The sequence below is a fragment of the Neomegalonema sp. genome, assembly GCF_028688855.1.
GTDB lineage: Bacteria > Pseudomonadota > Alphaproteobacteria > Rhodobacterales > Rhodobacteraceae > Neomegalonema.
In genome coordinates this window covers 49,582-61,791 of the sequence record NZ_JAQTXI010000014.1, presented here as the reverse complement: position 1 = coordinate 61,791, position 12,210 = coordinate 49,582, and the positions used below count along the sequence as shown (strand labels likewise).

Sequence of the window (12,210 nt, the reverse complement as noted above, 5' to 3'; positions counted from 1 at the left end):
AACCTCTTGAGGCTGGAGAAATCAGGACAGGCTGGATTCGTAATCCGCATAGCCGAATTCGCGGACCAGCCGGATCGAGCCGTCCGGCTCGCGGATCGCGATGGAGGGCATGGCCACGCCGTTGAACCAGTTCTTCTTGACCATGGTGTAGCCCGCCGCGTTCAGCACCGAGAGCCGGTCGCCCGGCTTCAGGGGATGGGGGAAGCGGAACTCGCCGAAGACGTCGCCCGCGAGGCAGGACTTGCCGCAGATCATGACTTCATGATCGCCCGTCCCGTCGCCGATCTGCGCGTCCTGGCGATAGATCAGCAGATCCAGCATGTGGGCCTCGATGGAGGAATCCACCATGGCCAGATGCTTGCCGTTATACAAAGTGTCGAGGACCGTCACCTCCAGGGTGGCGCTCTGGGTGATCGCGGCCTCGCCGGGCTCCAGATAGACCTGAACGCCGTAGCTCTCGGAGAAGCGCTTCAGCCGCGCGCAGAAGGCCTCCAGAGGATAGCCCTCGCCGGTGAAGTGGATCCCGCCCCCGAGGCTGACCCATTCGGCGCGCTTGAGCAGCTCGCCGAACTTCTCCTCGATGCGGGTCAGCATCCGGTCGAAGAGCCCGAAATCGGCGTTTTCGCAATTGTTGTGGATCATGAAGCCGCTGATCCGGTCCATGACCGGCAGGACCTGAGCCGCGTCCCATTCGCCGAGGCGGCTGAAGGGCCGCGCCGGATCCGCCAGATCGAAGGTCGAGGAGCTGACGCCCGGATTCAGCCGCAAGCCCCGCGCGATCCCCTGCGCGTTTCCGGCGAAGCGCTCCAGCTGGCCGATGGTGTTGAAGATGATCTTGTCGGCGTAGCTCACCGCCTCGTCGATCTCGTGATCCGCCCAGGCCACGCTGTAGGCGTGGGTCTCGCCGCCGAACCGCTGACGCCCCAGACGCACCTCGTTGAGCGAGGAGGAGGTGGTCCCGTCCATATGTTCGCGCATCAGGTCGAAGACCGACCAGGTGGCGAAGCATTTCAGCGCCAGAAGAGCCCTGGCGCCGGACTTCTCGCGGACGAAGGCGATCTTCTCCATGTTCCGCAGGAGCCTGGCCTTGTCGATCAGATAATAAGGCGTGCGCGGTTCGAGAGCTTTGGACATGCGGAACCCCGAGTTGAAAACGGCCGGAAAGCCGGATCCGCGGGACCGGAGCCTCTGGCTTCCTGTCCCGGCGTGACGATAAGAAGTGGTCTTCCTCACAGGAGGATGACGGCGGGGAGATTACAGCCTTCTGATCGGCGCTCGCGCGCCGCTCCCCCTCTGGCCGTCAGAAGCGCGCAAGAAGGCGCAGGAGGCGGCGTCCGCATCTTGCGGACGCAAGACGCCCCGCATGCCCCGCAAGGGGCCCGGGCGCGCAAGGTCTTCCGTTTGGGTGGCGTCCAGTCCGACTGAGCCCATCCCCAATTGGAAGAGGGCGTCGCTTGTCATGGCGTCCTCCCCAACCAGCAGATGCAGCCTGCTCCGGCAGGCGGGGCCCTTATAGAGCGCAATCCGGAAAGTTTGAAGGGGTTTTCGGAGTCCCCGTCGGGCGGGGGCTCAGCGCGCGGCGGCGAGCAGCGTGGCGATGCGGCGGATGGCCAGCCGGTAGCCCTCGGTCCCGAGGCCCGCGATCACCCCGTCGGCCCGCAGGGAGACGTAGGAATGATGCCGGAAGGACTCGCGCTTGTGGACGTTGGAGATGTGCACCTCGATCACCGGCCCCTCGAAGGCGTTGAGCGCGTCGAGCACCGCCACCGAGGTGTGGGTCAGCGCCGCCGGATTGATCACCACGCCCGACGCCTGATCGCGGGCTTCATGGATCCAGTCGACGATCTGGCCTTCCCAGTTGGATTGCAGGAAGCGGATCTCGTGGCCCAGCTCCCGCGCCAGAGCGGCGCAATCGCGCTCGACGTCGGCGAGGGTCTCGTGGCCGTAGATCTCGGGCTGACGCTTGCCCAGCAGATTCAGGTTCGGCCCGTTCAGCACATGGATCGATCTGGTCATGTCCATCTCCGGCGCGCCCCCGGAGAAGACCGGACGGCGACGATCCCGGATTTCGGAGATTTCGGGCGTCGAGGTCAAGCCGTCGAGGCGATCCGGCGCAATTTCCGGAAGGGAATGCCGGGAGCCGGGCGAATCCTCTGACGGAAGGTCACAAACGCGCGAGCTGACGAAACTCCGTCGTGAATTCCGCGCTCCCGTTCTATCTGACCATCCGTCGCCCTGTCCTTCCGGCTTCCGGGAGGGCGGCGATCAAACAGACAAGCAACAGGGACGTCAGAGGCACATGGACCAGAACGACCAGCAGGCCATCGAAGGGCTCTTCGGCAAGCTCGCGCAGGTGGAGCGCCAGAATCCGCAGCGCGACAGCCAGGCGGAATCCTTCATCTCGCAGGCCGTCGCGCGGCAGCCGGGCGCGCCCTACTACATGGCCCAGACCATCGTCGTGCAGGAGCACGCGCTGAACTCCGCCCAGGACCGCATCGCGCAGCTCGAATCCGAGCTTTCCGCCGCGCGTCAGGCGCCTCAGGGCGGCGGCTTCCTCTCGCGCATGTTCGGCGGACAGCCCTCGGCGCCGCCTCCGGCGCGTCGTCAGCCCCTGGCGCCGGCTCCCGTCCAGCAGGGCGGCGGCGGAGGCGGCTTCCTCGCGGGCGCGGCCCAGACGGCGGTCGGCGTGGCGGGCGGCGTGCTGCTCGGCAACGCCATCGCGGGCATGTTCGGCGGAGACGAAGCCCAGGCCGCCGAACCCGAGGCGCGCCCCGAGGCCGAACCCGAGCCCGAAGCCGCCGACGAAGGCGATTTCGGCGGTTTCGACGAGGAATGATCCTCGCGGCCCGGCGGCGCCTCGCGCCGTCGGGACATGCTGCGGCGTCGGGCGGCCTCCGCCCCTCGCCTTCCGCCCCCGAGCGGGCGGGATCCCCTTCAGGCCGCCGGATCGCCGCAGATCCCGCGCCTTCCTGATCTTCCTCGCCTTTTCTCCACGCCGGGTCCGGGGCCTCCATGGGAGGCCTCTCCCTTCGCGATTCGATCCGCAGGAGTCCGGAGACGGGCCCTGACGATCCGCGCTTGCGGCTTCCCGCGATCCGTCAGGGATCGCGACATATCCATATGCAGATATCACATGGAGGAGCCCGGCCAAAACCCTTCCCAAGACCCGAGATTTCATATGTTCTTTTCGCAGAAGGACGAGCCCTTCGCAGAAAATGGAATAAGCAATCAGCAAACGCTTTGTTCCTGAGCGCGGCGGGGCTTGTTAGCGGCTCGGAGACCCTGGAACGGAAAGGCGATCCCTTCATGCGCAAATTCCTCAAGACCGCGGCTCTCTCCGCGCTTCTGGCGGCGGCTTCGGCTCAGGCCTTCGCGGCCTCCATCACGCTGCTCAACGTCTCCTACGATCCCACGCGCGAATTCTATCAGGACTACAACGCCCATTTCGCCAGGCTCTGGAAGGACAAGACCGGCGACGACGTCACCATCCGACAGTCCCATGGCGGATCCGGCAAACAGGCCCGCTCCGTCATCGAAGGGCTGGAGGCCGACGTGGTCACCCTCGCCCTCGCCTATGACGTCGACGCCCTGCGGATCCATGGCCGCAACCTCCTCGCAGAGGGCTGGATCGGCGAACTCGCCGACAACTCCGCCCCCTACACCTCGACCATCGTCTTCCTCGTGCGCAAGGGCAATCCCAAGGGGATCAACGACTGGGGCGATCTGGTCAAGCCGGGCGTCGAGGTCATCACGCCCAACCCCAAGACTTCGGGCGGCGCGCGCTGGAACTATCTCGCGGCCTGGGGCTACGCGCTGCGTCAGCCGGGCGGCGACGAGGCGGCGGCGAAGAAGTTCGTCGGCGACATCTTCCGCAACGTGAAGGTTCTGGACACCGGCGCGCGGGGCTCGACGACGACCTTCGTGGAGCGGGGCATCGGCGACGTGCTGCTGGCCTGGGAGAACGAAGCCTATCTCGCGATCAACGAGCTTGGCCCGGAGAACTTCGAGATCGTGACGCCTTCGGTGTCGATCCTCGCGGAGCCCTCGGTGGCGGTGGTGGACGGGAACGTCGACCGCCACGGCACGCGCGACGTGGCGACGGCCTATCTGACGGAGCTCTACAGCCCCGAGGGTCAGGAGATCGCGGCGAAGCATTACTACCGTCCGCGCAACCCCGAGGTTCTGGCGAAATACGCCGACAGCTTCGCCGACGTCGAACTCTTCACCATCGACGAGGTGTTCGGCGGCTGGACCAGGGCTCAGGACGAACATTTCTCCGACGGCGGAATCTTCGACCAGATCTACGTCATCCGCTGAACGGAACCGGATGAGGAGGGGCCAGGCCCCTCCTTCAGAACAGAAACGCAGGAAAGGCCTTTTCCATGTCCATGACCCGTCGCGCCTTCGGCGCGTTGTTCGGCGTCTTCGCCGCCGTTCCGCTCGTCGCGGTCGCGCCTGCGGCCCGGGCGGCGGATCCCGTCACGCTGCTGAACGTCTCCTATGACATCTCGCGCGAGCTCTACAAGGACGTCAACCCGGCCTTCAGCGCCTGGTGGAAGGCGAAGACCGGTCAGGACGTGATCGTCAACCAGTCGCATGGCGGCTCCAGCAAGCAGGCCAGCTCGGTGCTGAACGGCCTGGAGGCCGACGTCATCACCATGAACCAGTCGCCGGACATCGACATCCTGCTCTCGCGCCCCGGACTGATCGCCCCCGACTGGCGCGAGAAATTCCCGAACGGCGCCGCGCCCTACTCCACGGTTTCGGTCTTCATCGTCCGCAAGGGCAATCCGAAGAGAATCCGGGACTGGAGCGACCTGACCGGCGACGTCCAGGTGATCGTGCCCAATCCCAAGACCTCGGGCAACGGCCGCTACACCTACCTCGCCGCCTGGGGCTACGGCCTCAAGCAGAACGACGGCGACGAGAGCAAGGCCCATGACTTCGTGAAGGGCGTCTTCGACAACGTGCCCATCCTCGACGGCGGCGGACGCGGCGCCACCACCAGCTTCGCCCAGCGCGAGATCGGCGACGTGCTCATCACCTTCGAGAACGAATCCGCCGCCCTCGCCGCCGAGTTCGGCGCGGACAAGTTCGAGGTGGTCTATCCTTCGCTGACCATCGCGGCGCCGGCGCCGGTGGCGGTGGTCGAGGGCGTGGCCAGGGCGCGCGGCACCCTGGAGCAGGCCACGGGCTATCTCGAATTCCTCTACACGCCCGAGGCTCAGGAGATCATCGCGGGCAAGCAGTTCCGCCCGAGCGACGCCGAAGTCTTCGCGCGCCACGCCGAGACCTTCCCGCCCATCGACACCCTTTCGGTCGAGACCGATCTCGGCGGCTGGGAGAAGGCGCAGCAGGTCCATTTCGCCGACGGCGGCCTCTACGACAAGATCATGGCGGAGCGGCGCTGATGACGGATCTGGCCCTGAAACGTCAATCCGCAGGGCCGCAAGGCTGGCGAGGCCCCCTTGTCTGGGGGGGCCTCGCCCTCGGCGGCGCGGCGGTGTATTTCGGATCGCAGGACAGCCTCCTGCCGAGCGGCGCGCTGACGTCGGTCTATGCGCTCTTCGCGCTGCTGGGGCTCGGGCTGGTCAACGCCCGCAGCCGCGTGCTGCCCGGCTTCCGGCTCTCGCTCGCCGTCACGATCCTGATGCTCTTCCTGATCATCCTGATCCCCCTTTCGGCGGTCTTCATCAATACGGCTCAGTTGAGCTGGGCGCAGATCTGGTCCGCCGTCAGCGCCCCGCGCGCCGTGGCGAGCTACAAGCTCAGCTTCACCGCCTCGCTCCTCGCGGCGGCGGTCAACGTGGTCTTCGGCCTCATCCTCGCCTGGGCGATCACGCGCTACCGCTTCCCCGGCCGCAAGCTCGTGGACGCCCTGATCGACCTGCCCTTCGCCCTGCCCACCGCCGTCGCGGGCATCGCCCTCACCGCGCTTTATGCCAAGAACGGCTGGTTCGGCTCCTTCCTCGAAGGTCAGCTCGGAATCAAGGTCGCCTTCTCGCAGCTCGGCGTTCTGGTGGCGCTGGTCTTCATCGGCCTGCCCTTCGTGGTGCGCACGGTGCAACCCGTGCTGGAGGACCTCGACGCCGAATTCGAAGAGGCCGCCGCCTCGCTCGGGGCCAATCGCTGGCAGACCGTCTGGCGCGTCGTGCTTCCGGCGCTCTATCCGGCGCTGCTGACCGGCTTCGCCATGGCCTTCGCCCGCGCCCTCGGGGAATATGGATCGGTGATCTTCATCGCCGGAAACATCCCGCTGGTCTCCGAAATCACGCCCCTCATCATCATCACCAAGCTCGAGCAATATGACTACGCCGGGGCCACGGCCATCGCGGCGGTCATGCTGATCGTCTCCTTCGCGCTCCTGCTCGCCATCAACGCCCTGCAGGTCTGGTCCTCGCGTCGCACGGAAAGGAGCTGAACCATGGCCGGAGGAACCGCTTCCCTCTACGCCCGGGGCCGACAGACCGGACGCGCCGCCACGCGCGATCCGAAATGGGCGCAAGTCCTCATCATCGGTCTGGGTCTGACCTTCTTCGCGCTGTTCCTGCTGGCGCCTCTGGCGCTGGTCTTCACCGAGGCCCTCCGCAAGGGCTGGAGCGCCTATTTCGGCGCCCTTGTCGACAGGGATGCGCAATCGGCCATCCGCCTGACGCTGCTCGCCGCCGCCATCGCGGTGCCGGTGAACCTCGTCTTCGGCATCGCCGCCTCATGGCTCATCGCCAAGCATCGATTCCGCGGGAGAACCCTGCTCACCACCCTCATCGACCTGCCCTTCTCGGTCTCGCCGGTCATCGCGGGCCTCGTCTACGTGCTGGTGTTCAGTTCTCAGGGATGGTTCGGACCCTGGCTCCAGGACAACGGCATGAAGGTCATCTTCGCGGTGCCGGGCATCGTGCTGGCGACGGTCTTCGTGACCTTCCCCTTCATCGCCCGCGAGCTGATTCCCCTCATGGAATCCCAGGGCACCGAAGAAGAAGAAGCCGCCGTGGTGCTCGGCGCCGGAGGGCTCACCACCTTCCTGAGGGTGACCCTGCCGAACGTCAAATGGGGCCTGCTCTACGGCGTGATCCTCTGCAACGCCCGCGCCATGGGCGAATTCGGAGCCGTCTCCGTCGTCTCGGGACATATCCGCGGCCTGACCAACACCATGCCGCTCCATGTCGAGATCCTCTACAACGAATATCAATTCTCCGCCGCCTTCGCCGTCGCTTCTCTGCTCGCCCTTCTGGCGTTGCTCACGCTGCTGATCAAGACGGTCGTGGAATGGCGCGTCGCCCGCGCCCAGCGCGAAGGAGCCTGACCATGAGCATCCGCGTCGAACACATCAACAAGCGCTTCGGCGATTTCGTCGCCCTCAACGACGTCACCCTGGACGTCCCCGACGGCAAGCTGACCGCGCTTCTCGGGCCCTCGGGCTGCGGCAAGACCACCCTCCTGCGCGTCATCGCCGGGCTGGAGCAATCCGATTCCGGACGCATCCTCTTCAACGGCGAAGATTCCTCCAACGCCCATGTCCGCGAGCGCAACGTGGGCTTCGTGTTCCAGCATTACGCGCTCTTCCGCCACATGACGGTCTTCGAGAACGTCGCCTTCGGCCTGAGGGTCAAGCCCCGCCGCGAGCGTCTGTCCGACTCCGAGATCCGGGCCAAGGTCACCCGGCTGCTGGAGCTTGTGCATCTCGACTGGCTCGGCCATCGCTATCCGGCGCAGTTGTCGGGCGGTCAGCGTCAGCGCATCGCCCTGGCGCGGGCTCTGGCGGTGGAGCCCCGCGTCCTGCTGCTGGACGAGCCCTTCGGCGCCCTCGACGCCAAGGTCCGCAAGGATCTGCGCCGCTGGCTGCGCGATCTGCATCACCAGCTCGGATTGACCTCCATCTTCGTGACCCATGATCAGGAGGAGGCCCTCGAACTGGCGGATCAGGTGGTGCTGATCAACAAGGGCGCCATCGAGCAGGTGGGCGAACCCGCCCAGGTCTATTCCCAGCCCGCGACGCCCTTCGTGCAGAGCTTCCTCGGCCATTCGAACTTCTTCGAGGGGCGCGTGGTCTCCGGGGCGCTCCAGGTCGAGGACGGCGGACTCGCCTTGCCTGCGGGCTCGGGCGACGAGGGGGCGCGGCTTTCGGCCTATGTGCGGCCGCACGAGTTTCAGGTGACGCGCGAGACGTCCGGTCCGGGCGTGGAGGCGAAGGTGGCGCGGGCTCTGGAGCTCGGGGCTCTGGCGCGCATCGAGCTGGTGGGAGTCCGCAGCGGCCGCCCCTTCGAGGCCGAGATTCCCAAGCGTGAACTGGCGAAACTGGCGCTGGTTCCCGGCGAGACCGTCCGTCTGGTGCCCGACGCGCTGCGCGTCTTCCCGGCGCAGGAGGTCGCGGCGGAATGAACCTGCAACAGATCCGGATCCTGCGCGAGACCGTGCGGCGCAACTTCAACCTCACCGAGGCGGCCCAGGCTCTGGCCACCTCGCAATCCGGCCTGAGCCGGCACATCAAGGATCTCGAATACGAGCTGGGCGTCGAGATCTTCGTCCGCCACGGCAAACGCTTCCTCGGGCTGACCGAGGCGGGGCGCGAGATCCTCGTCCACGCCGAGCGCATCCTGACCGACGCCGACAACATCCGTCGGGTGGCCTCGCAGCTGCGCAGCGCCGATCAGGGCGTTCTGGTGGTGGCCACCACCCACACCCAGGCCCGCTATGCGCTTCAGCCCGCCGTGGCCGCCTTCCGCCGCGAATTCCCGCGCGTGAAGCTCACGCTGCACCAGACCAGCCCGACCGGCATCCTCAACATGCTGCTCGAAGGCCGCGCCGACATCGGCGTCTCCACGGAGAAGGTCGCCGATCATCCCGACGTGGCCGCCTTCCCCTATTACCGCTGGCGGCATGCGGTGATCGCGCCGCGCGGCCATGAACTGGAGGGGACCAAACGCCTGACCCTCGCCGAGCTGGCCCGCTGGCCGATCATCACCTATCACGAGGGCTTCACCGGGCGCGGCATGATCGACCGCGTCTTCGCCGAGGCGGGCGAGCGGCCGGAGATCGTCATGGAGGCGCTCGACGCCGACGTGATCAAGGATTACGTGGCGCTCGGGGTGGGCGTGGGAATCGTGGCCTCCATGGCGGTCAGGCAGCCCGACGAACGGCTGGCGGCTCTGGACGGCGGCCATCTCTTCGACGAAAGCACGGCCCATATCGCCATCCGGCGCGGACGCTACATGCGCGGCTTCGCCTATCGCTTCCTCGAGATCTGCCGCCCGGAGCTGCGCGAAGACGCCGTGCGCACCGAAATGGCCCCCGCCCTCGCGACGGCGGAGATCGTCTAGAATTCAGCCTGCGGCGGGGTCGTGCTCGGCCTTGCGGATCCAGCCGCCTTCCGGAGTCTCGGCCCAGTAGACGGCCTTGAGTCCCGCAGTCCTGGCCGCCCGCCATTGAGCGCGGGCCGCCGCCAGAGCCTCTTCGTCCGCCTCCTGAAACAGGAGGCAGATCCGCGCCAGACCCGCAGGCGGCGCCGAGAGGTCGCAGGAGCCGCCCCTCGTCAGGCAGAGGATCTGCGCGCCGTTGGGGATCTCCGGCCCGGCGGTGATCCAGACGGGCTGGAGGGCGGCCTCGCCGTCGGCGGCGGAGCCATGCGGCAGGAAGGAATCCTCGCGCCAGGTCCAGAGCCTTTCGCTGGCCTGGACCACCTGCGCCTCGTCGCCGAGCCGCAGGACCGCCCGCCAGCCCCGCGCGAGGGTCTTCTCCAGCAGGTCGATCAGCAGACGCTCGGGCGTCTGCCGGACGAGATGATAGAACCAGACCTCGGGAGCGCTCACGGCCATTTCGCTTCGGGCGGCAGGCTCATCAGCACCGCCTCGGGATTATGGCCGCTCTCCAGCCCGAAACGGGTGCCGCGATCATAGAGCAGATTGAATTCGGCGTAGAGTCCGCGATGGATCAGTTGCCGCTCGCGCTCTTCGGGCGTGAAGGGCTCGCGGCTGCGGGCCGCCGCCAGAGGGACGAAAGCCGCCAGACATCCCCGGCCCACGGCCTGCGTGAAGGCGAAATCGGCCTCCCAGTCGCCGCCGTTGAGGTCGTCGTAGAAGATCCCGCCCACGCCCCGGGCCCGGTTCCGGTGCGGAATGAAGAAATATTCGTCCGCCCAGGCCTTGAAGCGCGCGTAATATTCCGGGTCATGGGCGTCGCAGGCGGACTTCAGCCCCGCATGAAAGGCCGCCGTGTCCTCGTCGAAGGGAAGGGCCGGATTGAGATCCGAGCCGCCGCCGAACCACCAGGCGCCGGGCGTCCAGAACATGCGGGTGTTCATGTGGAAGGCGGGCGCGCGCGGATTGCGCATGTGAGCCACCAGACTCACGCCGCAGGCCCAGAAGCGCGGATCTGCGGCGATCCCCGGCACCTGACGCGCCGCCATCGCCGCCTGAGCCTTCGGCGCGAGCCGCCCATGCACCGCCGAGACGTTGACGCCCACCTTCTCGAAGACGCGCCCTCCGCGCATCACGGCCATGAGTCCGCCGCCGCCCGCAGATCCGTCCTCGCCGCGCCGCTCGGTGGGAGTCAGCGCGAAACGCCCCGCCGGAAGATCGGAGGCCTGTCCGTCCTCCAGCCCCTCGAAGGCGTCGAGGAACATCTTGTGCAGCTCGCGGAACCAGACTTCGGCGCGCGCCTTGCGCGCTTCGGCCTCCGGCAGGGCGGAGGCGGGAAGCGGACGGGCGAAGGACGAAAGGGACATCTGCGGCGCTCCTCGATCCTGGAGCGTTTTCCAGCGAAGCCGAAGGACTTCGCGTCGTGAAAACGCGACCACAAGAGAAATCGGAGCGTCCGGGCGGCCCCACATGGCCGGACGACGCTCTCGGGGGAAAATCCGCCCCGGTCCTATCCCTTCGCCGTCTCCCAGTCCAGCGCGTAGCCGAAGGCGCAGACCAGATGATAGAAGGTGCTGGCGGGCATGAGCGGATCCGCAAGGCTTCCGTCGGGATTCAGCCTGTCGCGCCAGCCGCCGGGACGACAGCCCGTCAGATAGACCCCGAAGAGGCGGTCGAAGATCTCCCGCGCCTCGGCCAGATGACGGCCCGTCCCATGGACGCGCTCCTGGGCGAGCGCCGCCTTGAAATGCTCCGTCTGGCCCCAGAGCCGACGCGTGGACTTGCTCGGGCTTCCGTCGAGAAAGGTTTCGTCGCAGAGCAGCCCGTCCGGCCCGAGCCCCAGCCTGCGGCCTTCTGCGTAAAGCGCGTCCGCCGCCGCCCCGACGGGGCGTCGCCCCCCGAGCCGCTCGTAGCGGCGCAGCAGCCAGACCCATTCGCAGAAATGCCCCGGCTCCAGACGCTGGCCCTCTTCCGGAGTCAGCGGCGTCCAGTCCTCGGCGAAATGCTCCAGAAGCCAGCCGCGCCCCGCGTCGAAGAACCGCGCGAAGAAGAGATCGAGCACCGCCTCGGCCCGCTCCATCCAGACCGCTTCGCCCGTCCAGTCCTGGAGGGCGAGACAGGCCTCGAAGCCGTGCATGTGCGGATTCTGGCGACGGGGCAGCCTGTCGAGATCATCCTCCCGCCAGCCGCCCAGAGGATGCGCCAGATCGCCGCTCAGGCCCGCCCAGGTCCGGGCGAGATCCTCGCGGGCCTCCTCCACCCCGAAGCGGGCGAGGGCCCCGTAGCCGAGCAGGGCGAACATCTGGTCATAGGAATCGCGGCGGGAATCCTGCGGGGAGTCATCCGGATTCAGGCGATGGATCCAGCCCGCCCCCCGAGGCGCCTGCGCCCTGGCTCGCGCGAAGGCCAGGACTCCGCGCGCGCGCTCCAGCCCCTGCGGATCCAGGCCCATGCGCCAGGCCTCGGCGAAGGCGTAGATCTGCCGGTGCTGCACCCGCACCCGCTTGATCTCCGCGCGGGCGGGGGCTCCGTCGGCGACGCGCAGGGCCTCCCAGACGCCGCCCGTCGCGGGGTCGATCCCCGCCCCGCCCCAGAGCGGACAGGCCGCTTCGGCCATCCAGGGCCTGATCTTCTCGCTGAAGCTCACGAAGGCGCCTCCCTGCAGGCGCTGCGCCCGGTCCCGAGGAAAATGCGACGCGCCGGAAGGCTTGTCAAAGGCCCCCTCGGCGGCGCCCGAAGAAGAAACCGCGCCCGATTTCCCGATCCGCGCCCGAATGGGGTTGAGCCCGGAAGCTTTCGGGGCCAAATTCCCCTGTTCCCGATCCCCGCGCCTTCCTTCCTCCTCGCGCTTCGCGCC

At 67.5% G+C, this 12,210-nt stretch carries 12 protein-coding genes; 7 read left to right on the top strand and 5 right to left on the bottom strand.

Features of this window, described 5'->3' with window-relative positions:
- Positions 1-21: 21 nt before the first annotated feature.
- Both PHN62_RS11775 and aroQ read right to left on the bottom strand, forming a co-directional pair.
- The gene (locus PHN62_RS11775; protein WP_300150793.1) at positions 22-1,134 is read right to left on the bottom strand and encodes a carboxynorspermidine decarboxylase; all 1,113 of its coding nucleotides are present in this window, start codon (positions 1,132-1,134) and stop codon (positions 22-24) included.
- 435 nt (positions 1,135-1,569) lie between these two features.
- Positions 1,570-2,016: a type II 3-dehydroquinate dehydratase gene (gene aroQ, locus PHN62_RS11770; protein ID WP_300150790.1), complete on the bottom strand. Its 447-nt coding sequence runs from the start codon at positions 2,014-2,016 to the stop codon at positions 1,570-1,572.
- A 283-nt stretch (positions 2,017-2,299) separates the two neighbouring features.
- On the opposite strand from aroQ, the gene PHN62_RS11765 reads away from it, so the two are divergent.
- The 7 genes from PHN62_RS11765 to PHN62_RS11735 all read left to right on the top strand — a co-directional run bounded on the left by PHN62_RS11765 (position 2,300) and on the right by PHN62_RS11735 (position 9,317).
- Positions 2,300-2,836: a DUF2076 domain-containing protein gene (locus PHN62_RS11765; RefSeq protein ID WP_300150787.1), complete on the top strand. Its 537-nt coding sequence runs from the start codon at positions 2,300-2,302 to the stop codon at positions 2,834-2,836.
- A gap of 470 nt (positions 2,837-3,306) precedes the next feature.
- Entirely contained in the window at positions 3,307-4,317 is a 1,011-nt protein-coding gene (locus tag PHN62_RS11760) for a sulfate ABC transporter substrate-binding protein (RefSeq protein WP_300150785.1), read from the top strand.
- Between the two features lie 65 nt (positions 4,318-4,382).
- Positions 4,383-5,411 carry a sulfate ABC transporter substrate-binding protein gene (locus PHN62_RS11755; protein WP_300150782.1) on the top strand — a complete coding sequence of 343 codons (1,029 nt, stop codon included), beginning with the start codon at positions 4,383-4,385 and terminating at the stop codon, positions 5,409-5,411.
- On the top strand, positions 5,411-6,421 hold the full coding sequence (gene cysT / locus PHN62_RS11750) for a sulfate ABC transporter permease subunit CysT (RefSeq protein WP_300150779.1): 1,011 nt from the start codon (positions 5,411-5,413) through the stop codon (positions 6,419-6,421). Before PHN62_RS11755 ends, cysT begins: the two co-directional genes overlap by 1 nt.
- Positions 6,422-6,424: 3 nt before the next feature.
- Positions 6,425-7,303: a sulfate ABC transporter permease subunit CysW gene (cysW, locus tag PHN62_RS11745; protein ID WP_300150777.1), complete on the top strand. Its 879-nt coding sequence runs from the start codon at positions 6,425-6,427 to the stop codon at positions 7,301-7,303.
- A 2-nt stretch (positions 7,304-7,305) separates the two neighbouring features.
- Positions 7,306-8,379, top strand: a complete 1,074-nt coding sequence (locus PHN62_RS11740) for a sulfate ABC transporter ATP-binding protein (RefSeq protein ID WP_300150774.1) — start codon at positions 7,306-7,308, stop codon at positions 8,377-8,379.
- Complete coding sequence (locus PHN62_RS11735) at positions 8,376-9,317, top strand: LysR substrate-binding domain-containing protein (protein WP_300150771.1); 942 nt, start codon at positions 8,376-8,378, stop codon at positions 9,315-9,317. The genes PHN62_RS11740 and PHN62_RS11735 overlap by 4 nt, the downstream gene beginning before the upstream one ends.
- Positions 9,318-9,320: 3 nt before the next feature.
- On the opposite strand, the gene PHN62_RS11730 is transcribed toward PHN62_RS11735, so the two are convergent.
- The 3 genes from PHN62_RS11730 to PHN62_RS11720 all read right to left on the bottom strand — a co-directional run bounded on the left by PHN62_RS11730 (position 9,321) and on the right by PHN62_RS11720 (position 12,000).
- Positions 9,321-9,806: a DNA polymerase III subunit chi gene (locus PHN62_RS11730; RefSeq protein WP_300150768.1), complete on the bottom strand. Its 486-nt coding sequence runs from the start codon at positions 9,804-9,806 to the stop codon at positions 9,321-9,323.
- Positions 9,803-10,678: an oxygen-dependent coproporphyrinogen oxidase gene (hemF, locus tag PHN62_RS11725; RefSeq protein ID WP_300150888.1), complete on the bottom strand. Its 876-nt coding sequence runs from the start codon at positions 10,676-10,678 to the stop codon at positions 9,803-9,805. The genes PHN62_RS11730 and hemF overlap by 4 nt, the downstream gene beginning before the upstream one ends.
- A gap of 185 nt (positions 10,679-10,863) precedes the next feature.
- Positions 10,864-12,000, bottom strand: a complete 1,137-nt coding sequence (locus PHN62_RS11720; protein ID WP_300150765.1) for an AGE family epimerase/isomerase — start codon at positions 11,998-12,000, stop codon at positions 10,864-10,866.
- Positions 12,001-12,210 lie beyond the last annotated feature (210 nt).